23 protein-coding genes and 1 tRNA gene are annotated in these 21,925 nt (G+C 63.3%); 12 read left to right on the top strand and 12 right to left on the bottom strand.

Annotated elements, in window-relative coordinates; translation table 11 throughout:
* Positions 1-210: 210 nt before the first annotated feature.
* The 5 genes from rpsA to aroA form a co-directional block, all read right to left on the bottom strand.
* Positions 211-1,914, bottom strand: a complete 1,704-nt coding sequence (gene rpsA / locus AB7532_RS00455) for a 30S ribosomal protein S1 (protein WP_441232886.1) — start codon at positions 1,912-1,914, stop codon at positions 211-213.
* A 264-nt stretch (positions 1,915-2,178) separates the two neighbouring features.
* Positions 2,179-2,817 (bottom strand): (d)CMP kinase, encoded by a 639-nt coding sequence (cmk, locus tag AB7532_RS00460; protein WP_441232887.1) that lies wholly within the window; start codon positions 2,815-2,817, stop codon positions 2,179-2,181.
* A gap of 1 nt (position 2,818) precedes the next feature.
* The gene (locus AB7532_RS00465) at positions 2,819-3,229 is read right to left on the bottom strand and encodes a hypothetical protein (protein WP_441232888.1); all 411 of its coding nucleotides are present in this window, start codon (positions 3,227-3,229) and stop codon (positions 2,819-2,821) included.
* Positions 3,207-3,812: a hypothetical protein gene (locus tag AB7532_RS00470; protein ID WP_441232889.1), complete on the bottom strand. Its 606-nt coding sequence runs from the start codon at positions 3,810-3,812 to the stop codon at positions 3,207-3,209. The genes AB7532_RS00465 and AB7532_RS00470 overlap by 23 nt, the downstream gene beginning before the upstream one ends.
* A gap of 10 nt (positions 3,813-3,822) precedes the next feature.
* Positions 3,823-5,160 (bottom strand): 3-phosphoshikimate 1-carboxyvinyltransferase, encoded by a 1,338-nt coding sequence (aroA, locus tag AB7532_RS00475; RefSeq protein WP_441232890.1) that lies wholly within the window; start codon positions 5,158-5,160, stop codon positions 3,823-3,825.
* A gap of 172 nt (positions 5,161-5,332) precedes the next feature.
* On the opposite strand from aroA, the gene AB7532_RS00480 reads away from it, so the two are divergent.
* From AB7532_RS00480 to AB7532_RS00490, 3 genes are all read left to right on the top strand, one after another.
* Positions 5,333-5,743 (top strand): TIGR02300 family protein, encoded by a 411-nt coding sequence (locus AB7532_RS00480; protein ID WP_441232891.1) that lies wholly within the window; start codon positions 5,333-5,335, stop codon positions 5,741-5,743.
* Positions 5,744-5,839: 96 nt separating this feature from the next.
* Positions 5,840-5,915: transfer RNA gene (locus AB7532_RS00485), tRNA-Ala, on the top strand.
* 270 nt (positions 5,916-6,185) lie between these two features.
* Positions 6,186-6,422 carry a GIY-YIG nuclease family protein gene (locus tag AB7532_RS00490; RefSeq protein WP_441232892.1) on the top strand — a complete coding sequence of 79 codons (237 nt, stop codon included), beginning with the start codon at positions 6,186-6,188 and terminating at the stop codon, positions 6,420-6,422.
* A 5-nt stretch (positions 6,423-6,427) separates the two neighbouring features.
* Here AB7532_RS00490 and AB7532_RS00495 read toward each other — a convergent pair whose 3' ends face one another.
* Positions 6,428-6,886, bottom strand: a complete 459-nt coding sequence (locus tag AB7532_RS00495; RefSeq protein ID WP_441232893.1) for a MarR family winged helix-turn-helix transcriptional regulator — start codon at positions 6,884-6,886, stop codon at positions 6,428-6,430.
* A 153-nt stretch (positions 6,887-7,039) separates the two neighbouring features.
* On the opposite strand from AB7532_RS00495, the gene AB7532_RS00500 reads away from it, so the two are divergent.
* The 9 genes from AB7532_RS00500 to AB7532_RS00540 all read left to right on the top strand — a co-directional run bounded on the left by AB7532_RS00500 (position 7,040) and on the right by AB7532_RS00540 (position 15,153).
* Positions 7,040-7,465 carry an organic hydroperoxide resistance protein gene (locus AB7532_RS00500; RefSeq protein WP_007598424.1) on the top strand — a complete coding sequence of 142 codons (426 nt, stop codon included), beginning with the start codon at positions 7,040-7,042 and terminating at the stop codon, positions 7,463-7,465.
* A 176-nt stretch (positions 7,466-7,641) separates the two neighbouring features.
* On the top strand, positions 7,642-8,844 hold the full coding sequence (locus AB7532_RS00505) for a CaiB/BaiF CoA transferase family protein (RefSeq protein WP_441232894.1): 1,203 nt from the start codon (positions 7,642-7,644) through the stop codon (positions 8,842-8,844).
* A gap of 278 nt (positions 8,845-9,122) precedes the next feature.
* Positions 9,123-10,439, top strand: a complete 1,317-nt coding sequence (gene ugpB, locus AB7532_RS00510; protein ID WP_441232895.1) for a sn-glycerol-3-phosphate ABC transporter substrate-binding protein UgpB — start codon at positions 9,123-9,125, stop codon at positions 10,437-10,439.
* Between the two features lie 45 nt (positions 10,440-10,484).
* A complete protein-coding gene (ugpA, locus tag AB7532_RS00515) occupies positions 10,485-11,366 on the top strand; it encodes a sn-glycerol-3-phosphate ABC transporter permease UgpA (protein WP_441232896.1) in 882 nt (293 codons plus the stop codon).
* Positions 11,366-12,214: a sn-glycerol-3-phosphate ABC transporter permease UgpE gene (ugpE, locus tag AB7532_RS00520; protein WP_441232897.1), complete on the top strand. Its 849-nt coding sequence runs from the start codon at positions 11,366-11,368 to the stop codon at positions 12,212-12,214. Before ugpA ends, ugpE begins: the two co-directional genes overlap by 1 nt.
* A 6-nt stretch (positions 12,215-12,220) precedes the next feature.
* Positions 12,221-13,306 (top strand): sn-glycerol-3-phosphate import ATP-binding protein UgpC, encoded by a 1,086-nt coding sequence (locus AB7532_RS00525; RefSeq protein WP_441232898.1) that lies wholly within the window; start codon positions 12,221-12,223, stop codon positions 13,304-13,306.
* A gap of 325 nt (positions 13,307-13,631) precedes the next feature.
* Positions 13,632-14,057, top strand: a complete 426-nt coding sequence (locus AB7532_RS00530) for an Hsp20 family protein (RefSeq protein ID WP_011083554.1) — start codon at positions 13,632-13,634, stop codon at positions 14,055-14,057.
* A 51-nt stretch (positions 14,058-14,108) separates the two neighbouring features.
* Positions 14,109-14,381 carry a DUF1150 family protein gene (locus tag AB7532_RS00535; protein ID WP_129270350.1) on the top strand — a complete coding sequence of 91 codons (273 nt, stop codon included), beginning with the start codon at positions 14,109-14,111 and terminating at the stop codon, positions 14,379-14,381.
* A 145-nt stretch (positions 14,382-14,526) separates the two neighbouring features.
* Positions 14,527-15,153 (top strand): GNAT family N-acetyltransferase, encoded by a 627-nt coding sequence (locus AB7532_RS00540; protein ID WP_008141243.1) that lies wholly within the window; start codon positions 14,527-14,529, stop codon positions 15,151-15,153.
* A gap of 33 nt (positions 15,154-15,186) precedes the next feature.
* On the opposite strand, the gene AB7532_RS00545 is transcribed toward AB7532_RS00540, so the two are convergent.
* From AB7532_RS00545 to lptB, 6 genes are all read right to left on the bottom strand, one after another.
* Positions 15,187-16,017 (bottom strand): outer membrane protein, encoded by an 831-nt coding sequence (locus AB7532_RS00545; protein ID WP_441232899.1) that lies wholly within the window; start codon positions 16,015-16,017, stop codon positions 15,187-15,189.
* Between the two features lie 345 nt (positions 16,018-16,362).
* Positions 16,363-17,520, bottom strand: coding sequence for a tetratricopeptide repeat protein (locus AB7532_RS00550; protein WP_441232900.1), 1,158 nt, complete (start codon positions 17,518-17,520; stop codon positions 16,363-16,365).
* A gap of 72 nt (positions 17,521-17,592) precedes the next feature.
* Positions 17,593-18,054: a PTS IIA-like nitrogen regulatory protein PtsN gene (gene ptsN / locus AB7532_RS00555; protein ID WP_314953926.1), complete on the bottom strand. Its 462-nt coding sequence runs from the start codon at positions 18,052-18,054 to the stop codon at positions 17,593-17,595.
* A gap of 217 nt (positions 18,055-18,271) precedes the next feature.
* Positions 18,272-18,883, bottom strand: coding sequence for a ribosome hibernation-promoting factor, HPF/YfiA family (gene hpf, locus AB7532_RS00560; protein WP_441232901.1), 612 nt, complete (start codon positions 18,881-18,883; stop codon positions 18,272-18,274).
* A gap of 83 nt (positions 18,884-18,966) precedes the next feature.
* Positions 18,967-20,592, bottom strand: a complete 1,626-nt coding sequence (gene rpoN / locus AB7532_RS00565) for an RNA polymerase factor sigma-54 (protein WP_441232902.1) — start codon at positions 20,590-20,592, stop codon at positions 18,967-18,969.
* A 91-nt stretch (positions 20,593-20,683) separates the two neighbouring features.
* Positions 20,684-21,706: an LPS export ABC transporter ATP-binding protein gene (gene lptB / locus AB7532_RS00570; protein WP_441232903.1), complete on the bottom strand. Its 1,023-nt coding sequence runs from the start codon at positions 21,704-21,706 to the stop codon at positions 20,684-20,686.
* Positions 21,707-21,925 lie beyond the last annotated feature (219 nt).

A 21,925-nucleotide genomic window follows, 5' to 3' on the forward strand; every position in this document is an offset into this window, starting at 1 on the left:
CGCTGTCGTCCCCGCGAAGGCGGGGACCCATACCCCTAAGGGGAAGTTGTCGCGCGAGTTGGCAACCACGAATCTTCGCCAATCTCGATCCTGTGGGTATGGGTCCCGGGTTCGCGCTTCGCGCGCCCCGGGACGACAGCGGAGTATGCCGCAACAAAAAAGCCCCGGCTCACGCCGGGGCTTCGATGTCTGGCGAAACGAACGTTTCGCTTACTTGTCGCGGTTCTTGAGCGCGGTGCCCAGGATGTCGCCGAGCGTCGCTCCCGAATCGGAGGAGCCGTACTGCGCGATGGCTTCCTTCTCTTCGGCAACTTCGAGCGCCTTGATCGACACCTGGACCTTGCGGGCCTTCTTGTCGAACTGGATCACGCGGGCATCGACCTTCTCTCCGACGGCAAAGCGTTCGGCGCGCTGGTCGTTGCGGTCACGCGCGAGCTCCGAGCGCTTGACGAAGGTGGTGAAGTCGGTCCCGGTGATCTTCACCTCGATGCCGCTTTCCTTCACTTCGAGCACTTCGCAGGTCACGACCGCACCCTTCTTGACATCGCCCGGCTCGGAGAACGGGTCGCCTTCGAGCTGCTTGATGCCGAGCGAGATACGCTCCTTCTCGACGTCCACATCGAGCACCACGGCCTTCACCATGTCGCCCTTCTTGTAGTTGTCGATCACCTGCTCGCCCGGCTGCTTCCAGTCGAGATCGGAGAGATGGACCATGCCGTCGACGTCGCCTTCGAGGCCCAGGAACAGACCGAACTCGGTCTTGTTCTTGACTTCGCCCTCGACGGTCGAACCGGTCGGGTGACCTTCGACGAAGACCTCCCACGGGTTGCGCATGGTCTGCTTGAGGCCGAGCGAGATGCGGCGCTTGACGGAATCGACTTCAAGCACCTGCACTTCGACTTCCTGCGAGGTCGAAACGATCTTGCCGGGGTGCATGTTCTTCTTGGTCCACGACATCTCGGAGACGTGGATCAGGCCTTCGATGCCCGGCTCGAGCTCGACGAACGCACCGTAGTCGGTGATGTTGGTGACGCGGCCGGAGAAGCGCGCACCCAGCGGGTACTTGGCTTCGATGCCCTGCCACGGATCGTCCAGCAGCTGCTTCATGCCCAGCGAGATGCGGTGCGTCTCGTGGTTGATCTTGATGATCTTGACCTTCACGGTCTGACCGATCGAGAGCACCTCGGTCGGGTGGTTGACGCGGCGCCACGCGATATCGGTGACGTGCAGCAGGCCGTCGATGCCGCCGAGATCAACGAACGCACCGTAATCGGTGATGTTCTTGACCACGCCGTCGATGACCTGACCCTCTTCGAGGTTCTGCACCAGCTCCTGGCGCTGCTCGGCGCGGGTCTCTTCGAGAACCGTGCGGCGCGACACCACGATGTTGCCGCGGCGGCGGTCCATCTTGAGGATCTGGAACGGCTGCGAGTTGTTCATCAGCGGCGCAACGTCGCGGATCGGACGGATGTCGACCTGCGAGCGCGGCAGGAAGGCCACGGCACCGTCGAGGTCGACGGTGAAGCCGCCCTTGACCTGGTTGAAGATGACGCCGTTGACCTTCTCGTTGTTCTGGAAGGCCTTCTCGAGCTTGCCCCAGCTCTCTTCGCGGCGCGCCTTGTCGCGCGACAGCACGGCTTCGCCGAGGGCGTTCTCGATCCGATCGAGGAACACTTCGACCTCGTCGCCGACCTTGATCTCGCTGTCACGGCCGGGGCCGGAAAATTCGCGCAGGGCGACGCGGCCCTCGGTCTTCAGGCCGACGTCGATGACGGCCATGTCCTTTTCAATTGCAACCACCTTGCCCTTGACGACGGAGCTCTCCTGCAGGTTGCCACCTGCGAAGGACTCGTCGAGCATCGCGGCGAAATCGTCGCGCGACGGGCTATAGGTATCAGCAGAAGTCGAAGCCATTTGTTCTCCAGTTGCGGAAGCATGCCGGCCGTTGGGTTCATGGGCACATCGCACGCGCAGTGTCGGAAGGTCCGCAAAACCTTCGAGCGACCGCTCGTTGCTCCGGCCGAAAGGCCAGAACAGCGGAAGCGGGCCGGCTGGGCCCGCGCGTTCGATGCGTGAAAATCTTTGTCCGGAGCCTGGATCGCGCCGGTCCCAAGCAGGGGATCGGGGTATCGACCTCAAAGAGCGGGAGCGGGCGCTTCCTCCAATGACGGCGGCGGCTTAACCCCGCGACCGGCCCGCTCGGACGGCCTCGATAATGTCGATGGCGGCCCGGACGCCGCCTTCTATATCCAGTTGGGAGTTATCTAGCAAGTAAGCATCCGCAGCCGGTTTCAGGGGTGCAATCGGCCGGTTTTTGTCGCGTTCGTCGCGCTGGATGATGTCGGCCAGCACGGCCGCCTCGTCGGCTGCCTCGCCCCTCGCCTTGGCCTCCATGGTCCGCCGGCGCGCGCGGACTTTGGGGTCGGCGACCACGAAAATCTTCACGTCGGCGTCCGGGCAGATCACGGTTCCAATGTCGCGGCCGTCCAGCACGGCACCGGGCGGATCGGCGGCGAATTGCCGCTGGAAATTGAGCAGGACCTCGCGAACCCGCGGGATCGCCGAAACGATCGAGGCGCCCTCGCCGGCCAATTGGGTCTTCAGGGCCGGATTGCCGAACTTTTCGGGATCGAGTTCCAGCGCGGCCGCAACCGCCGCCGCCTCGTCCCGGAGATCGTGGCCGGACTGCATCAGGGCGTAAGCCACGGCGCGATAGATCACGCCGGTATCGAGATGACGGTAGCCGTAATGATGGGCAAGCCGCTTGCCGAGCGTCCCCTTGCCCGAGGCCGCGGGACCGTCGATGGCGATGATCATTTTACTGGGTCTCGACTGCTTGAGGACCGCGCGCACGTCGCAGCGGTCGCTCTTCGGTAAAAATGTTGCGAGAGGCAAATTCGGCAGGGCTCGCAAAAGTGAGATATTCGCGCATCGCGTCGGATGGAGACGAAGCCGTGAACCAAGGTTCGGCAAGGCGCCGCGCCGGATCGCAGACCCACGCCGGAACCCGGCCCAGGCGGCGTTGCTTTGCCAGATATTCGGCGATCGCACCGACCAGGGCATCAAGCCGGTCGTTTCGCGTCAACGCCGGTTCGTCTTCGATCGTCTCGTATTGAGTCCGGCTCGCCTCAGCCAGGTCGAACGTGTCGAGGAATTCCGCCAACGTGGCATCCTGCGGCGCGCCGGCGCAAATGCGATCGACGGCCTCAGCGAGGGTATTTGGGCGCATCCGCTCCTCCCTCCAGGTCCATGTTCTTCAGCAGGAAGCGCTGCCTTTCCGAGGAAGCCGCGCTCACCGGAAAATACCGGCCGAGCAGCGCGATGGCTTCTTCCACGGTCGAGATTCCAACCACTTTCATCAAGTTCAGGATATCCAGCCTCTCCGTTTCTCCGCGAACGGGATCCGTGATCCGGAACGCCTTCAATTTGAGCGCGAGAAGATATGCAGCAGAGGGCACCGAGACCTCAAGCCCCGGCGGCGTGCCATCACGTGGGAAAGTGCCAAATTCAAGGTGATCCGCGGCGCGGTCCGCCAGTGGGCTGAGATGGAATACGACGTGATCGTTGAACCAATCGGCGTCCCATCCATTCCTTGCGGCAATTTCGGCCGTTGTCCTCTCCAGCCAATCCGGCAGCGGACGCTCCAGCTTCGAGACGTCGACAGCTTCGGTCGCAAAACGGAAATTACTGGCCAGCATAAGTGCCGAGCCGCCATAGACCGCGATCTGAAGCTTGGTCCCCGCTTCGGCCGCAGCGCGGCCGATCGAATCGAAAGCGTCCAGCAAAGCATCGCGGTCGAAGGCAGCGCTCATGGCCGCGGCCTCATGAAAACTCGGCCCCAAGCGAACGCATCATCGGAATGAAATCCGGAAAACTGGTGGCGATGAAGGCGGTGTCGTCGACGGTCACCGGCTGGTCGGAGGCGCAGCCCATCACCAGTGCGGACATCGCGATGCGATGATCCATGTGGGTGGCGACGGTGCCGCCGCCGGGGACATGGCCGCGGCCCTCGACGATCAGATCGTCGCCGGAGACCTCGACCTTCACACCGTTGACGCGGAGCATGTCGGCGGTGGCCTCCAGTCGGTCGGATTCCTTGACGCGCAGCTCTTGCAGACCGCGCATGATGGTCGTGCCTTCGGCGAAGGCGGCGGCTACGGCCAACACCAGATATTCGTCAATCATCGAGGGCGCGCGCTCCGGCGGCACCTCGACGCCGCGCAGCTTCGAGGCGCGCACGCGCAAGCGCGCCATCGGCTCGCCGGCGTCGCCGCGGACTTCGCTTTCCTCGATCGAGGCGCCCATTTCGCGCAGCGTGGTGAAAAGACCAGTGCGCAGCGGATTGGTCATGACGTCGGACAGGACGACATCGGAGCCTTCGACGATCAGCGCCGCGACGACCGGGAAGGCCGCCGAGGAGGGATCGGCGGGCACGATCACATTGGCGCCGTGCAGCTCGGGTTGGCCGACGAGCGTGATACGGCGGCCGTGCTGACCTTCCTGGACGGACGTGATGTCGGCGCCAAAATGCTTGAGCATCAGCTCGGTGTGATCGCGGCTGGCCTCGCTCTCGATCACGGTCGTGGTGCCCGGCGCGGCGAGGCCGGCCAGCAGCACGGCCGATTTGATCTGCGCCGAGGCGACCGGGGTTTTGTAGGTGATCGGCAGCGGATCGCGCGCGCCCTGGACCGTCAGCGGCAGACGCCCGCCTTCGCTGCCGGACACGACCTTCGCCCCCATCTTTTCGAGCGGATCGAGAATCCGGCGCATGGGGCGGCTGCGCAGCGAGGCGTCGCCGTCAAAAACTGCCGCGATCGGGCAGCCGGCGACGGCGCCCATGACCAGCCGGCAGCCGGTGCCGGAATTGCCGAAATCGAGCGGCTCCCTGGGCGCGGCAAAGCCGCCGACGCCCACGCCATTCACCTTCCAGGCGAAATCGCCGGTGCGCTCGACCCGGGCGCCCAGCGCCTGCATGGATTTGGCGGTGTTGAGGACGTCCTCGCCCTCCAGGAGGCCCGAAATCCTGGTCTCGCCGACCGCGAGCGCGCCCAGAATGAGCGCGCGGTGCGAAATCGACTTGTCCCCGGGCACCCGTACTTTCCCGGTCAGAGGACCGCTTGCGCGCGACTTGAGCGGCGTCGGCTTGTCGGAATGGGTCAAGATTATGTCCTTGGATAGGCCCGGAACGTCCCCGCGGGGCTCGCGGGGCAGGTACCACATGGTCTCCCCGCCGTCACCGGCATGTCTTTCTCCCGTAATGCGCTATTGACAGCGGCCCGCCAACTAGCCAAGTGAAACACCGCTTTTCCGACATTCCCAGGATTACTCTGCCGTGGCCAAGTCCGAACTCGGAACCAAACGTATTTGCCCGACCACGGGCAAGAAGTTCTATGATCTCAACAAGACTCCGGTGATCTCGCCCTATACCGGCGAAGTCGTGCCGATCGCGCCTGTGGCGCCGGCTCGCGTGCCTCGCGGCGCCGAAGCCCGCCACGCTGCAGCAGCAGCCGACACGACGCCGGAGCCGGCCGAGGTCGAGGAGGTCTCCCTCGAGGAGGCCGATGCCGAGGAGAACACCGGCAAGGTCAAGGCTGTCGTCCCCGAATCCGAGGACGACATCGAAGCCGACGAGACCATCGACGACGACGACGATGATGATTCGACCTTCATCGCCGACGACGAAGAGGGCGATGAGGACGTGACCGACATCATTGGTGACGTCGGAGGTGATGAAGAGACTTGAGATCAGCCCTGATCTGTGAAAAAGGGTGCACCGCGCGAGTCGCTTAGAGGCTCGCCGGCCGGGACGGATCCCCCAGGATCCTCCCATCTGGACTAAGGGGCCATAGCTCAGCTGGGAGAGCGCTTGCATGGCATGCAAGAGGTCGGCGGTTCGATCCCGCCTGGCTCCACCAGCCTTCGCTCGCTTCGCGAGCTACGGCTCGGCAAGCCTGGGGAAGTCCATCGTAGCGAAGTGAGCGAAGGCTGCCGCGCCGAAGCCCGCAGGGCGAAGGCGGGCTCCATCTAGTCATCGGAATTCGCGAGCTACGGCTCGGCAAGCCAGCTTCCGCTCTATCGTAGCGAAGCTAGCGAAGGCTGCCGCGGCGTAGCCCGAAGGGCGAAGCCGGGCTTCACCAGATAAAATGCGGATGTAAGCTCCTCTCTCGACAGCTGGGGAGCGTGCCGTGAAATACGTCTACATCCTCGAGAGCCTCGATTCCCTGCACTTCTATGTGGGCATTACCGACGACCTGCGCGCGCGACTGAAAAAGCACAATGCTGGCGAGGTACCGCACACCTCCAAATACGGGCCTTGGCGTCTCAAGACTTACGTTGCGTTCAGCAACGAGCAGCAAGCCGCCGCATTCGAGAGATATTTGAAGTCAGCGTCGGGTCGCGCCTTCGCTAAGAAGCGCCTCTAATTCCCCTATTCCCCGATCACCGCATTCAACCGATCCCTCAACGCGACGATCTCGTCCTTCATCGCGACCAGCTCCGACACCGAGCAGTCCGAGGCCGCCAGGATCGACTGCGGTACGGCGCGGGCTTTGTCCTTCAACGCATGGCCCTGCGGCGTCAGCGCGATCAGCACCTGACGCTCGTCCTCGCTCGAGCGCGTGCGCCTGACGAGGTGGGCGGCCTCGAGGCGCTTGAGCAGCGGCGTCAGCGTGCCTGAATCCAGGAACAGCTTTTCGCCGATGTCCTTGATCGGCACGTCGTCGCGCTCCCACAGCACCAGCATCACCAGATATTGCGGATAGGTCAGGCCGAGGCGGTCCAGCAGCGGCTTGTAGACGCGGTTGAAGGCGTGCGCGGCGGAATAGACCGCGAAGCAGATCTGGTTGTCGAGGCGTTGCGGATCGAGGGTCGACAGTTTCCGGGGCATTGAGAATCTCGTGAGGCTTTCCTCATTCTGGGGCCGGCCGCGGGCACATTCAATTGCGAACAATTAAATGTGAGGCATGCAAATTTCAATTGTGCGCAATCTAATTGTTTGCGATATACATCGCACCCCAACCGAAGACCCGAGGAGACGAAAATGTCCGTGAACGTCCTCTACAAGACCAGCGCAAAAGCCACCGGCGGCCGCGACGGCCATGCTGCGACCCTCGACGGCGCGCTCGACGTCAAGCTCACCACGCCGAAGGAGCTCGGCGGCGGCGGCGGTGCCGGCAACAATCCCGAGCAGCTGTTTGCGGCCGGCTATGCCGCCTGCTTCATCGGCGCGATGAAGTTCGTATCCTCGCAGGGCGGGCCGAAGGTTCCGGCCGACGCATCGGTGACCTCGACCGTCGGCATCGGCCCGCGTGCGGCCGGCGGCTTCGGTCTCGACATCGATCTCGCCGTCTCGCTGCCTGGCCTCGCCCGTGCGGAGGCCGAGGCGCTGGTCGAGAAGGCGCACCAGGTGTGCCCGTACTCCAATGCCACCCGCGGCAATGTCGACGTTCGCCTGACGGTCGTCTGATCACACGGCGGATTGGCTGGCCCGAGATCCCCCTCGGGCCGGCCGCTTCCGTTTGATTTGCCACGTTGCGGGATAGAAGCGCGGCACCGCATACGGCCCTACGCACCAAACCATTGCTGGCTCAAAAAAACCTCGCTAGGCCTGTGATCAATGATCGCCACAGGGGAAGCGAAGGCATGACTGAAGCCGTTTTGGGCGCAATGAGCGGACTGCGCGTCATCGATCTCACGCGCGTGCTCGGCGGTCCCTACTGCACCCAGATCCTCGCCGACCATGGCGCCGACGTGATCAAGGTCGAGCCGCCCGCAGGCGACGAGGTGCGCGACTGGGGCCCTCCCTTCCACGACGAAGACGCCGCCTATTTCATCGGCATCAACCGCAACAAGCGCTCGATCGGCCTCGACCTCGCCTCCGAGGGCGGCCGTGTCGTGCTGCTGAAAATGCTGGAGACCGCCGACGTCCTGATCGAGAATTTCAAACCGGGCACGCTGGAGAAATGGGGCATCGGCAACGACGTCCTCAGCCAGAAATATCCGCGCCTCGTACATTGCCGGATCTGCGGCTTCGGCGCCGACGGTCCGCGCGGCGGCAATCCCGGCTATGACGCCATCATCCAGGCCATGACCGGCATGATCGCGGCGACCGGCTCGCCCGAGAGCGGACCGATGCGGATCGGCGTGCCCCTGGTCGACATCGGCACCGGACTGTATGCCGCGATCGGCATCCTGATGGCGCTGTCGGAGCGGCAGCGCTCAGGGCTCGGCCAGTTCCTGGAGACGACGCTGTACGAAACCGGCCTCGCCATCATGCATCCGCACACCGCGAATTATTTCATGCACGGCAAGCCGCCGTCGCTCACCGGCAACGAGCACCCGAACCTCGTGCCTTACGCGATCTTCCCGACCAAGACCGACAACATCTTCATCGGCGTCGGCAATGACGGCACCTTCCGCAAGCTCGCCAAGGAGATCGGCAAGCCCGAGCTCGGCACCGATCCGCGCTTTGCCCGCAACAAGGACCGCATCGCCAATCGCGAGGCGCTGCGCGCCGAGCTTGCCGCGGTGTTCAGCCAGCACGAGGCCGAGCCGCTGTGCAATCGCCTGCTCGCCGCAGGGCTTCCCGCAGGCCCCGTGCAGAAGATCGACCAGGCGTTGACGAATCCGCACACGATCGCGCGCGGCGATGTCATCGAGAAGGACTGGTACAAGGGCGTGGCCTCGCCGATCCGGCTCGATCGCAGCAAGCCGAACCTGCGCCGGCTGCCGCCGAAATTCAGCCAGCACGCACAGGAGGTGCTGGGCGAGTTCGGGTATTCCAAGGCCGAGATCGACGCGATGGTCGAGCAAGGCACCGTCTGCGGCCCCGAGCGCAAGCGCTGAGGTGATGCGCTCCCTCTCCCGCTTGCGGGAGAGGGTCGGGCATAGGTTTCGGAGCTCGCGGCCTGACGGCTGCCTCACACAATCGATGCCGCACTGCGGCGCGGGCGCGCATGTGCACCGCGAACGGAGGAGGCTGTCCGCTTCGTCTTCGCCTATTTGACGGCTTCCCTTTTCCAGCGCTTGCCGCTTTCGTTTCTCCCGCTTACACAGTCATGTGAACGTCATATGGCGCTGCTAGCGCAAGCGATCATTTTTGACGGCCCAAGGGAGGTTTCTTGATGGCTCTTCGACACTTTGGCGCGGCTGCCGCGCTTGCAGTCACCGTTGGTTTTGGCGCGTCGCCGGCATGGGCCGCGACTGAAATCCAGTGGTGGCACGCGATGACCGGCGCCAACAACGACGTCATCGTCAAGCTCGCCACCGACTTCAACGCGTCACAGACCGACTACAAGGTGATCCCGACCTACAAGGGCAACTATCCCGATACGATGAACGCCGGCATTGCCGCGTTCCGTGCCGGCAACGCCCCGCACATCATGCAGGTGTTCGAAGTCGGCACCGCGACCATGATGGCCGCAACCGGCGCCGTGAAGCCCGTCTACAAGCTGATGGCCGATGCCGGCGAGAAGTTCGATCCCAAGATCTACCTGCCCGCCATCACCGGCTACTACTCGACCTCGAAGGGCGAGATGCTGTCCTTCCCCTTCAACTCGTCGTCGACCGTGATGTGGGTCAACCTCGACGAACTCAAGAAGGCCAATGTCGAGATCCCGAAGACCTGGCCCGAAACCTTCGAGGCCGCCAAGAAGCTGAAGGCTGCCGGTCACGACACCTGCGGCTTCTCGGGCTCCTGGGTCACCTGGGTCAATCTCGAGCAGCTCTCCGCCTGGCACAACGTGCCGCTCGCCAGCAAGGCCAACGGCCTCGACGGTTTCGACACCGTGCTCGAGTTCAACGGTCCGCTGCAGGTCAAGCATCTCGAAACCCTGGTCGAGCTGCAGAAGACCAAGGTCTACGACTATGCCGGCCGCACCAACACCGGCGAAGGCCGCTTCACCTCGGGCGAATGCGCGATCTACCTGACCTCCTCGGCCTTCTTCGGCAACGTCAAGGCGCAGGCCAAGTTCAACTTCGGCGCCGTGCCGATGCCGTATTATCCGGACGTCAAGGGCGCGCCGCAGAACTCGATCATCGGCGGCGCATCGCTCTGGGTCATGGGCGGCAAGTCGGCCGACGAATACAAGGGCGTCGCGAAGTTCCTGACGTTCCTCTCCGATACCGACCGTCAGGTCTACATCCACAAGGCCTCTGGCTATCTGCCGATCACGAAGGCGGCTTACGAGAAGGCCAAGGCCGAAGGCTTCTACAAGGACCAGCCCTATCTCGAGACCCCGCTGCTCGAGCTGACCAACAAGGAGCCGACCGAGAATTCCCGCGGTCTGCGCCTCGGCAACATGGTCCAGCTGCGTGACGTCTGGTCGGAAGAGATCGAGCAGGCGCTGGCCGGCAAGAAGACCGCCAAGCAGGCGCTCGACGCCGCCGTCGAACGCGGCAACACGATGCTGCGTCAGTTCGAAAAGACCGCTGTAAAATAAGGTGAAGGCGTCGGCAGGCCGCAGGGCCCGCCGACGCCGCCCATCATGCAAAAACAGGCCATTTTCCAGTCCAAGCTATTGCCCTACGCGCTGGTCGCGCCGCAGCTGGCGATCGTCCTGATTTTCTTTTACTGGCCGGCGTTCCAGGCGGTGATCCAGTCGTTCCTGCTCCAGGACGCCTTCGGCCTGTCGACCACCTTCGTCTGGTTCGAGAATTATATCGACCTCTTCAAGGACCCCGCCTATTTCGAGGCGATCGTCCGGACCTTCCTCTTCTCGTTCGCCATCGCGGTGTCGTCGCTGTCGTTCGCGCTGCTGCTCGCGGTGATGGCGGACAAGCCGCTGCGCGGCTCGATGCTCTACCGCACGCTGCTGATCTGGCCCTATGCGGTGGCGCCGCCCGTCGTCGGCGTGCTCTGGATCTTCATGCTGCATCCCTCGCTCGGCGTGCTCTCGCGCTATCTGCGCAATTTGGGCGTCGACTGGAATCCGCTGCTCGATGGCGACCAGGCCGCGGCGCTGATCATCCTCGCCGCCGCGTGGAAGCAGATCTCCTACAATTTCCTGTTCTTCCTCGCCGGCCTGCAAGCCATCCCGAAGAGCGTATTCGAGGCCGCCGCGATCGACGGCGCGCGCCCGATGCGCAGGTTCTGGACCGTGACCTTCCCGCTGCTGTCGCCGACCATCTTCTTCCTGCTGGTCGTCAACATCGTCTACGCCTTCTTCGACACTTTCGGCATCATCGACACCATGACACGCGGCGGGCCGGGAACGTCGACGGTCACGCTGGTCTACAAGGTTTATTCCGACGGCCTGCTCGGCGGCAATCTCGGCAGCTCCGCGGCGCAATCGGTGATCCTGATGGTGATGGTCATCGTGCTGACGGGAATCCAGTTCCGCTTCGTCGAACGCAAGGTGACCTACTGATGGTCGAGGAAGAAGGTTTTCGACGCTACGTCGCGCACGCCATTCTCTGGATCGGGATCGCGATCGTCGCATTCCCCGTCTACGTCGCGTTCGTCGCCTCGACCCAGGACAACGCGCTGATCGCGAACGGACAGATGTCGCTGCTGCCGGGCGGCCATTTCTTCGAGGTCTACTACCAGACCATCTTCGTCGGCACGAGCGGCTCGACCCGCGAGCCCGTCGGCAACATGATGCTGAACTCGCTGGTGATGGCGCTGGCCATCGCGATCGGCAAGATCGCGATCTCGATCATCTCGGCCTATGCGATCGTGTATTTCCGCTTTCCGTTCCGGATGGCGATCTTCTGGATCATCTTCATCACGCTGATGCTCCCGGTCGAGGTCCGCATCTATCCGACCTACAAGATCGTCGCCGATCTGCACATGCTCGACAGCTATGCGGGTCTCGCGCTGCCGCTGATCGCGTCGGCCACCGCGACGCTGCTGTTCCGGCAATTCTTCATGACCGTGCCGGACGAGCTGCTGGAGGCCTCGCGCATCGACGGCGCCGGTCCCTTGCGCTTCTTCTGGGACACGCTGCTGCCGCTGTCGCGCACCAACATGGCGGCACTGTTCGTGATCCTTTTCATCCTCGGCTGGAACCAATATCTCTGGCCGCTGCTCATCACCACGCGCGACGACATGCAGACCATCCAGGTCGGCATCCGCAAGATGATCACCACCACCGACGCGCTGACCGAATGGCCGATCGTGATGGCCACCGCCGTGCTGGCGATGCTGCCGCCGGTGTTCGTCGTCGTCGCCATGCAGAAACTGTTCGTGCGCGGCCTGGTCGAGACGGAGAAGTAGAGAGTTATGGCCAACGTCACCCTGCGCAACGTCCGCAAGACCTATCCCGGCGGCTTCGAGGCCATCAAGGGCGTCAACGTCGATGTCGCCGACGGCCAGTTCTGCGTGCTGGTCGGTCCCTCCGGCTGCGGCAAGTCCACGCTGCTGCGCATGGTCGCAGGCCTCGAAACCGTCACCGGCGGCGAGATCGACATCGGCGGCCGGGTCGTCAACCAGGTCGAACCCGCCGATCGCGACATCGCGATGGTGTTCCAGAACTACGCGCTCTATCCGCATATGAGCGTCTTCAACAACATGGCCTACGGCCTGCGCAACCGCGGCATGAAGGAGGCCGAGGTCAAGACCCGCGTCGACGAAGCCGCGCGCGTGCTCGAGCTCATCCCGATGCTGGAGCGCAAGCCGCGCCAGCTCTCCGGCGGCCAGCGTCAGCGCGTCGCCATGGGCCGCGCCATCGTGCGCCAACCAAAGGTGTTTCTGTTCGACGAACCGCTGTCGAATCTCGACGCCAAGCTGCGCATCGCGATGCGCGTCGAGATCCGCAAATTGCAGCGCCGGCTCAACACGACGTCGATCTACGTCACGCACGACCAGCTCGAGGCGATGACGCTCGCCGACGTGCTCGTCGTGATGAATGGCGGCCAGGTCGAACAGGTCGGCAATCCCCTCGCGATCTACGAGAAGCCGGCGACGACTTTTGTGGCCTCCTTCATCGGGGCGCCGCCGATGAATTTGATGTCGACGCGCGCGGACGAGATCAAGTCGCAGCTCGGTGGCGGCGCAGGCGAGGCCGGCATTCTCGGCATCCGCCCCGAAGACTTCGTCATCACCGACCAGACTCCGGCAGGCGGCATCGCCTTGCCGCTCACCGTGGAAGCGATCGAACGTGTCGGCGCCGAAACTTTTGTTTACGGCTCGCGTGCTCAGGACGAGCAGCGCGTCGCCGCCACCCCCGGCGAGCTGCCGCCCGGTGAGGTCATTGTCCGCATCCCGGGTTCCGAGGCTCCGCCGATCGGCCAGAAAATCCGCGTCGCGGCGATACGGCCGAAGCTGCACCTGTTCAGTGGCGACGGTCGGACGCGAATCGAGGCCTGACGGGTTCCGAAGGGCCGGGGTAACAAAAAGCGCAAAAACAACCCCATGCACAGTAGCCGGCGGTCTGTTTTCACTCGGAAAATTCGCCGCGCAAAATCCTTACGCCGAGGCCTGTCAGCTTGACCCGGACAAAATCGCCAATGGGGCGTTCGGAGACATGGCTGACACATCAGATGGCGGAACGGGCGGGACTGCCGCCATGCCCCATCCACAGCCCTCCCGCTACCTGCTTGAACCACCACGGGGATATGCCCATATTGCTGACCAAGGGGCGCCTCTCAGGGCCCTGATGCACCAAAGTCGCTTCGAGAGGACTTTGTAAACTATGTCTCGTGTTCCCACGCTTTCCAGTCCGTTCCTTCTGGGCTTCGACGAGATCGAGCGCGTGCTCGACCGCGTCGTCAAAGGCGCCGACGGTTACCCTCCCTACAATATCGAGAGGTGCGACCGCTCGGACGGCCAGCCGGAGCGTCTGCGGATCACGCTGGCGGTCGCCGGATTCACCCGCGACCAACTCGATGTTACCATTGAGGAAAACCAGCTCGTCATTCGCGGACGCCAGCAGGACGACAAGACCCGGCAATACATCCATCGCGGCATTGCCGCGCGCCACTTCCAGCGCACTTTCGTGCTGGCGGAGGGGATGCTGGTGCTGGGTGCGGATCTGAAGAACGGGCTGCTGTCGATCGATCTAGCCCGGCCTGAACCGGAGAGGATCGTTAAGACAATCGCTATCAATGAGCACGAATAATGGAACGAGTAGCGGACTCGACCGCTTAGTTTCGAGATAGGAGTCGAGACCATGAGTGAAGGTCACGTTGTGTTCGAATACGAAGCCAGGAACGCCTCGCCCGAGACGCTGGCAAACCTCGGCGAAGGTCACATCGCCTATGTGAAGCAGATCCGCTCCGAAGACGTTCCGGGCCTGTTTCCCGAAGCGCCGAAAATCGCGCCGGGCCTCAAACTCTTCGCGCTCCACGCCGCCGACGGCACGCCGATCATGCTGACCGACAGCCGCGAAGCCGCCGTCGCAAATGCCTGGAGCAACGAGCTGCAAGCGGTGAGCGTGCACTGAGCGCACACGCGACGCAGGATTAGGAATTCAAGCGGGCATGCCTTCGGACGAAGGCGTGCCCGTTTTAGGTGATGAGGCCGTTGCGCGCGCCGTTTGGTGCTGCCGTCGAAATTGATCACCGGACTCTAAACTGCTTAGATGGGGCATGTCGCTCAACGCGAAACGTCTCCCCAAGCAACAGTTGTGGTTTCCGGCGGGACCTTATTTCCTCCGCACCGTCAAACGCGAAGATGCCTCGCAACGCTGGGCAGACTGGTTGTCCGATCCCTGGACAGTGCACGTGCTCAACACGTCGCCGCGCGCGATGACCAAGCTGGACATCGCCGACTACATCAAATCATTCGATCAGCGCGAACGGCTGCTGCTGGGAATCTTCGAGAAGGGTAGTCGCTCGCATGTCGGCTTCATCCGCCTGGACATCAACGCTGCAGCCAGCGAGGGGCTCGTCAGCGCCGTAATCGGCGAAAAAGATCACCGAAACGCGGGGGCCACGGTGAACACGTTCATTCCCCTGCTACGATTCGTGTTCGACGATCTCAAGCTCGGTCGTATTCGCGCGTTCGTGCTGGAGCGAAACCAGACGACCATTCAATATCTCTCGAAGCTCGGATGGATGCTCGATCCTGAACCCGAAAAGCCGGTGCAATCGCACACGGATGGATCGCTGCTGGTGCTGCGCCGGATGAGCTGGGATCGACCTGGTTTTCAGGCCTGGCTGAAAAGCCCGATCGGACAGCGGATCGTGAAACGCATGGAAGCGGCGCAGGGCTGATCCCGGCCGCTTCCTGTGTCAGCTTGATTTCGATCAGTACTTGGCAACGATCGCCGACCCACCGAACCGATAGTTGATGCCGACCTTCACGATGTCGATGTCCTGCTTGATGTCGATGAACGCAGTGCTTCCGGCTGGGTTCACGAAGGCGACCCGCTTGCTGTCGAAGCCATAGTGATTGTATTCGACCAGCGCCGACCAGTTGGGCGCGAAAGCCCATTCGAAACCCGCGCCGGCGACCCAACCAACGCGGTCGGTGCTTGCCGACGCGTTACAAGGGCCAAATGCGAAAACACCGGTCGGGCAGATAGCACCGCCTATATCAACGAAATTGTTCAAGCTGTAGCGGTCGTGAGCAAAACCTACACCGCCCTTGCCGTACACCAGGAAGCGATCCCAAGTATAGCCGACGCGTCCCGTGACACTTGCAACCCAATCCGTGCGGCTCGAGAGCGTGGCCGGGTTACCGCTCTTGCCAGCGAAGAACGGATCGTTTGCGACGCCATGGAGGTCGGTACCGGAGAAGTCGCCGGCGAGGCCGATCACCCAATTGTTCGAAAACTGGTAGTCGCAGCCCACCTGCACGCCGCCGACGACGCCAACGTCACCATTCACCGCGATCCGGTCGCCGGGCAGCAACCCGATGGTCGTCACCGGTGCCGGATTCGCCGAAGCAATGGCCGGATCCGTGAAGCCCGTCCGGCTCGCGCCGCCGCCAATGTGGCCGCCGACGTAGCAGCCGGTCCAGCTGAAGGGCACGGCTGCCGCGACCGGGGCCTTCGTGTACGGACGGGCGCCCAAATCCGCAGCCTGAGCGGAGCTTGCAATAATCAGAGCCGATGTCGCCAGAAGCAGTTTTTTCATTGTCATTCCCAACCAATCAGCAAATCGAAATCTTGCGTAGGGTACATTGGCCGGCGCATGCATGCTGTACCGACTCAGCAACACTCCGATACTTTAGGAAACGCTGCTCTGTTCAGAAGTGTACGCAAGGCGCACTTGCGACGCCTCAAGCTTGAAGACGGCGCTTCAATCCCAGCTCGGATGACTGTGCTTCTTTTGGCGCGATAGTTCCGCATCGTCCTTGCGCGAGCGCTTGCTACGACGCAATTCAGAGTCTTTTCGCGGAGAGTTCCAGGGATTGCTTCGCTGCGCTCGCAATGACGGAGGCAGGCTACGGCGTGCTTAGCTCGCGCCCATCCCAACCTGCTACTTCAAAAACCCCAGCCCCTCGCGCGCCGTGTCCACGGCCCATTTGTCGGTCGGCGGCAGCGCGAGCACGCTGTTGAAATCGGCGCGCGCGTGTTTGGTGTCGGACATCATCATGTAGAGCAGAGCCCTGTTGACCAAGGCATCCTGGTCTCTGGGATCGATTCGAAGCGCCTCGTTGTAATCGGCGAGCGCGCGAGCGTGCTCTCCCATTTCGCGCAACGCCATGGCCCGATTTTTATAGCCCGTCGCATTTCCCGGCTGCAGCCTTATCGCTTCATCGAAATCGGCAACCGCGCGTTTATCGTCGCCCTTCTTGTGCCAGGCGAGCGCGCGAGCAGAATAGGCCCTCATGAAGGTCGGATCGAGCCTTGTAACTTCGTTGAACTCCCGTATGGCGCCATCGGCGTCGTCCCTTTTCAGAAGAACGACAGCCCGGCAAAAGTGGCCCCCGGCGCTCCCTGGCTCCAGACGAACTGAATTGTTGCAGTCGTCGAGAGCCGCGTCGAATTCGCCCTTGTTGACACGGACGTTGCTTCGCAGCTCGTAAGGCGATGCGGCGGCCGGATTCAATTGCATCGCTTCGTTGTAATCGGCGACCGCGCGATCGGTGTCGCCCTTCGCCGCATACGCCTGCCCTCTCATGAGGGTCGCAAAGTAGATTTGCTTGGGGTTGCGTTCGATCGCATCGGTGAAGCCGGCGATGGCGAGATCCAGGTCGCCCTTGTTGAAATATTCCTGCGCCCGCGAGGTGTAAGACGGTCCGTAATCGGGATCGAGGCGAATGGCCTCGTTGTAGTCGGCCATGGCGTGATCGTGGTCGCCCTTCGAGGAATAGGCACGGCCGCGGCAATTGTAGGCTCGCCCGAAATTCGGATCGATCCGGATCGCGGCGCTACAATCCTCGAAGGCGCGGTTCTTGTCGCGCTTCATGTAATACGCTTCGCCGCGCAGCTCGTAGGCCACCGCATTGGTCGGGTCAGTCGCAATGATCTCGGTCTTCTCGGCGATGACGCGGTCGTTCGACGCATCGTCGGCATGGGCCACGGCCGTGGCAGCAATGGTGACCGTGCAAAGCAGACCGAAAACCCGGCCGATCGAACCGCAATTCATCGCGCAAAACCCCACGCCGAAATCGTGCCGGTCGCAGGTGGACATGATGGCGAAATATGCCAGCGCCCGGCTGCAAATAAGTCGCAGACGGCGCGGCGCGGGTTCGAACGGGAGAGGTTAAGCGGCAGTCGCCGGCGGCAGAGCGAGCACCGAATAGATCGCCTGGGCGTCGCGCGAGGCGCGGAGCTTCTTGGCGATGTCCTGGTCGCGCAGCAGGCGCGCGATGCGGGCTAGCGCCTTGAGGTGATCGGCGCCGGCGCCTTCGGGGGCGAGCAGCAGGAAGACGAGATCGACCGGCTGGCCGTCCATCGATTCGAAATCGATCGGACGATCGAGACGCGCGAACAGGCCGAAGATCTTCTCCAGCTTGGGCAGCTTGCCGTGGGGAATGGCGACGCCGTAGCCGACCGCGGTGGTGCCGAGCTTCTCGCGCTGGAGCAGCACCTCGAACACGGCGCGCTCGTTCTGGCCGGTCAGCTCGGCGGCCCTGGCCGCAAGCTCCTGCAACGCCTGCTTCTTGCTGTTGACCTTCAATGCCGGAAGTATCGCCTCGGGCGCGACCAGATCGGTAATCGGCATGAACGTCTTCCGAGGTGAATTAAACCGTCAGGTTCCGAAATGGCCGGCTTGGCAAGCGCCGAGCCGGGCCGGCAAGAAGGTGAAGCAGGAAGGGGACTTAGCCCGGTCCTGATGTGGGGCGCTTCTACTCCAACGCAATCCCGGTGCCAACTGCCGCGTGCGGCTTTGCCCCGGTCATTGTTAAGAGCTGTGGTTGCTACGGGGCCCGGTTCCAGCCCTATCCGCCCGCCTTGCCGTCCGGTTTCGCGCCCGGCGGGTCGATCCAGCCCACATTGCCGTCGGCCCGGCGGTAAATGATGTTCACCCGGCCGCTGGAGCCATGCTGGAATACCAGGCAGGGTGCCCCGCTGAGGTCGAGCTCCATGACGGCCTCGCTGACCGACAGCGGCTTCAGCGAAGTGGTGGCCTCGGCGATGATCACGGGGCTGTAGCCGGTGACCTCATCCTCGTCCTCACCCTCGCCCGGCGCCTCCAGCACGTAAGAAGTGGCATCCATGGCGGCGAGCGCGGCGGAGGCGACATGGGCCTTGCGGGCGGAGCGGTCCTTGAGCCGGCTCTTGTAGCGCTTGAGCCGCTTCTCGATCATGATCAGGGCCTGGTCCGCGCTGGCATAGGCGTCCGGCGCGTTCGAATCGGCCTCCAGCGTAATTCCCGAATCGAGATGCAGCGCGCAATCAGTCCGGAAGCCGAAGCCATCCTTGCTCAGCGTGATGTGGCCGGAGTAATTGCCGTCGTAAAATTTACGCAGGACCTCTTCGGTCCGGTCGGTGACGCGGCCGCGCAGGGCCTCGCCGACGCTGACGCTCTTTCCCGAGATTCGAAGAGTCATGTGATGCCTCGCTTGGTTTAAGTGCCCAGCTTGGATCGGTCTCGATGGGGAGGTGAGAGTAACGCGATTTGACGCCAGCGCAATCAGGCCAGCTCGGTGTTGCGGGAGCGATCGGACATTGCGGTGGAAAGGACGTTACCAAGAGCGCTCTGCTTGTCGCGGCGGCGTTGCACCGAGGAAGGAATGCGCATGGCTTCGCGGTACTTCGCGACCGTGCGGCGGGCAATATCAATGCCCGAAGCGCGCAAGCGTTCCACGATGGTATCATCCGACAGGATCGCGGCGGGGGCTTCCGAATCGATCAGCTGCTTGATGTGGTGACGCACGGCTTCCGCCGAATGCGCCTCGCCGCCGTCGGCCGAGGCGATCGAGGCCGTGAAGAAATATTTCAACTCGAATGTGCCGCGATTTGTCGCCATGTATTTGTTGGCGGTGACGCGCGACACCGTGGATTCATGCATCTGGATGGCGTCGGCGACGGCTTTCAGATTCAGTGGCCGCAGGTGCGCCACGCCATGGGTGAAAAAGCCGTCCTGCTGGCGCACGATCTCGGTTGCGACCTTCAGGATGGTGCGGGCGCGCTGGTCGAGCGCGCGGACCAGCCAGGTCGCGTTCTGGAGCGCGTCGGTGAAGTAGGACTTGTCGCCGTCCTTGCCGATCTTCTTCGAGAGTTGCGAATAGTAGGTCTGGTTCACCAGCACGCGCGGCAAGGTGTCGCTGTTGAGCTCGACATGCCAGCCGCCATCCGGACCCGGGCGGACATAGACGTCCGGCACCATGGTCTGGAGCCGCGCCGAGCCGAACTTCATGCCAGGCTTGGGATTGAGTCGACGAATCTCGCCGATCATGTCGGCGATGTCCTCGTCGTCGACGCCGCACAGCTTGCGCAGGGCGGAGATGTCGCGCTTGGCGAGGAGATCGAGATGCTCGACCAGGGCCTGCATCGCGGGGTCGTAGCGGTCGAGCTCGCGGAGCTGGATCGCCAGGCATTCGCTCAAATTACGCGCGCAGACGCCGGGCGGATCGAATTTTTGCAGCACGGCAAGGACGGCCTCGACGTCGGCCTGCGATGCGCCAAGCCGTTCGGCAGCCTGGCCGAGATCGCCCGGCAGGTAGCCGGCCTCGTCGACGAGGTCGATCAGGTACTGGCCGATCATGCGCTGCGCGGGCCCGCTGAAGGCGACCGAAAGCTGCTCGGCGAGATGGTCGCCGAGCGTGGTCTCGGCCGCGACGAAGGCCTCGAGATTGTAGTCCTCGTCACCGGAGGCACCGCCGCCCCATTCGGTATAGGTTGTCGGTGCGGCGTCCTGGGCGTTGCGGGCGGCGGTCTCGGCCGGTTCCTCGGAGAAGACGTTGTCCAGGCCGGTGTCCAGGGTCTGCTCGATCTCGGCGCGGGTGCCGAGATCCTTGCTCATCCATTCTTCCTGGCCCGGCTCGAAGGCGTTGTCGCTGCTGCCAAAGCCGTCGTCGCCGTGACCGTCACCCTGGCCACCGGAATCGTCGCTGAACTGGCCGGCCTCAGCGGAGGCTTCACCCGCGGGGGGCTCGTCGTTGGCGCGCTCCAGCAGCGGATTGCGCTCAAGTTCCTCTTCCACGAACGTCGTGAGATCGAGATTGGACAATTGCAGCAGCTTGATCGCCTGCATCAGCTGCGGCGTCATGACCAGCGACTGCGATTGCCGGAACTCTAATCTCTGCGTGAGCGCCATGAAGCAAGAACCGATCCCAAAAAGTTGGTCCGATTTTTGCTTATCCTAGTCTCAGCCCGATGTACACGGCTTGACGAAACCGAAAAACGGGCTAGAGGCGGAATTCCTCGCCAAGGTAAAGACGGCGAACATCCGGATCAGCGACGATCTCATCCGGGCTGCCCTCGGTCAAGATTTCACCGGCATAGACGATATAGGCGCGATCGGTGAGGCCGAGCGTCTCGCGCACATTGTGGTCGGTGATCAGCACGCCGATGCCGCGATTGGTGAGATGGCGGACGAGGTCCTGAATGTCGCCGACCGCGATCGGATCAATGCCCGCGAAGGGCTCGTCGAGCAGCATGTAGTTGGGACGCGTCGCCAGCGCGCGCGCGATTTCGACGCGGCGGCGCTCACCACCCGACAGCGCGATCGAAGGTGATTTCCGCAGGCGCGTGATGTTGAACTCGTCGAGCAGCGAGTCGAGCTGCGCCTCGCGTTTCTTGCGCGAGGGCTCGACCACTTCGAGCACGGCGCGGATGTTCTGCTCGACGGTGAGGCCGCGGAAGATCGAGGCTTCCTGCGGCAGATAGCCGATGCCGAGCCGTGCGCGCTGATACATCGGCAGCTTCGTCACGTCGTGGCCGTCGAGCTCGATCGCACCGCGGTCGGGCTTGATCAGGCCGGTGATCATGTAGAACACGGTGGTCTTGCCGGCGCCGTTCGGGCCGAGCAGGCCGACCGCTTCGCCGCGGCGCACATAGATGCTGACGCCGCGCACCACCTGGCGGCTGCCGAAACTCTTTTCCACGCTATGCACAGCCAGGAAACCCGGCCGCTTCAAGAGCTGCGGGCCACCGGCGCCGTTGGGCTTGCCGGCAGCCCTGACCGGATGAACGGCCTGCGCGCGCGGCGGCTCGGCCTGATAGTCGGTTTCGTAGTCCGCTTGATAGTCACCCTGGAACTGGCCGGGCGCGTGCATCGGCTGGTCGCGGGAGATCGGCGGCACGTCCCTGATCGGGCTGGCCACGAGGCCGCCGACGCTGTCACCGAGCGCGGTGATGTCCTGGCGCGCAAATCCTGGCCGGCCGCGTTTGGCGGGGCGCCGACGGAACATGCTGAAGAGATCGACCATCCCCGCCTTCTAGCCTTCCAAGGTGATCCTGCGCGATATCCGCACGATCTGCCGCGCCGGCTTTTCGATTCGCCGACACAGCATGAGTGAAGGGATGTCTCATGCCCAGTGAAACACGCCCGAAAAGCGGCAAACCCCGCTTCGAAAGCCCTGCGCGCTAGATACAGTCTCGCCGGGCAAGCTTCAACCTCGGATCGGCCGCATCCGGCCCAAAGCGTT

The sequence above is a fragment of the Bradyrhizobium sp. 930_D9_N1_4 genome, from assembly GCF_052076015.1.
Taxonomy (GTDB): domain Bacteria; phylum Pseudomonadota; class Alphaproteobacteria; order Rhizobiales; family Xanthobacteraceae; genus Bradyrhizobium.

Coding starts and splice junctions, on each gene's coding strand:
- ugpE (WP_441232897.1), top strand. CDS start 11,366: ATGGTCGAGGAAGAAGGTTTTCGACGCTACGTCGCGCACGCCATTCTC.
- ugpB (WP_441232895.1), top strand. CDS start 9,123: ATGGCTCTTCGACACTTTGGCGCGGCTGCCGCGCTTGCAGTCACCGTT.
- AB7532_RS00530 (WP_011083554.1), top strand. CDS start 13,632: ATGTCTCGTGTTCCCACGCTTTCCAGTCCGTTCCTTCTGGGCTTCGAC.
- lptB (WP_441232903.1), bottom strand. CDS start 21,706: ATGGTCGATCTCTTCAGCATGTTCCGTCGGCGCCCCGCCAAACGCGGC.
- AB7532_RS00525 (WP_441232898.1), top strand. CDS start 12,221: ATGGCCAACGTCACCCTGCGCAACGTCCGCAAGACCTATCCCGGCGGC.
- AB7532_RS00550 (WP_441232900.1), bottom strand. CDS start 17,520: ATGTCCACCTGCGACCGGCACGATTTCGGCGTGGGGTTTTGCGCGATG.
- AB7532_RS00505 (WP_441232894.1), top strand. CDS start 7,642: ATGACTGAAGCCGTTTTGGGCGCAATGAGCGGACTGCGCGTCATCGAT.
- rpsA (WP_441232886.1), bottom strand. CDS start 1,914: ATGGCTTCGACTTCTGCTGATACCTATAGCCCGTCGCGCGACGATTTC.
- cmk (WP_441232887.1), bottom strand. CDS start 2,817: ATGATCATCGCCATCGACGGTCCCGCGGCCTCGGGCAAGGGGACGCTC.
- ugpA (WP_441232896.1), top strand. CDS start 10,485: ATGCAAAAACAGGCCATTTTCCAGTCCAAGCTATTGCCCTACGCGCTG.
- rpoN (WP_441232902.1), bottom strand. CDS start 20,592: ATGGCGCTCACGCAGAGATTAGAGTTCCGGCAATCGCAGTCGCTGGTC.
- AB7532_RS00500 (WP_007598424.1), top strand. CDS start 7,040: ATGTCCGTGAACGTCCTCTACAAGACCAGCGCAAAAGCCACCGGCGGC.
- AB7532_RS00465 (WP_441232888.1), bottom strand. CDS start 3,229: ATGCGCCCAAATACCCTCGCTGAGGCCGTCGATCGCATTTGCGCCGGC.
- ptsN (WP_314953926.1), bottom strand. CDS start 18,054: ATGCCGATTACCGATCTGGTCGCGCCCGAGGCGATACTTCCGGCATTG.
- AB7532_RS00545 (WP_441232899.1), bottom strand. CDS start 16,017: ATGAAAAAACTGCTTCTGGCGACATCGGCTCTGATTATTGCAAGCTCC.
- AB7532_RS00470 (WP_441232889.1), bottom strand. CDS start 3,812: ATGAGCGCTGCCTTCGACCGCGATGCTTTGCTGGACGCTTTCGATTCG.
- hpf (WP_441232901.1), bottom strand. CDS start 18,883: ATGACTCTTCGAATCTCGGGAAAGAGCGTCAGCGTCGGCGAGGCCCTG.
- AB7532_RS00495 (WP_441232893.1), bottom strand. CDS start 6,886: ATGCCCCGGAAACTGTCGACCCTCGATCCGCAACGCCTCGACAACCAG.
- AB7532_RS00540 (WP_008141243.1), top strand. CDS start 14,527: ATGTCGCTCAACGCGAAACGTCTCCCCAAGCAACAGTTGTGGTTTCCG.
- AB7532_RS00535 (WP_129270350.1), top strand. CDS start 14,109: ATGAGTGAAGGTCACGTTGTGTTCGAATACGAAGCCAGGAACGCCTCG.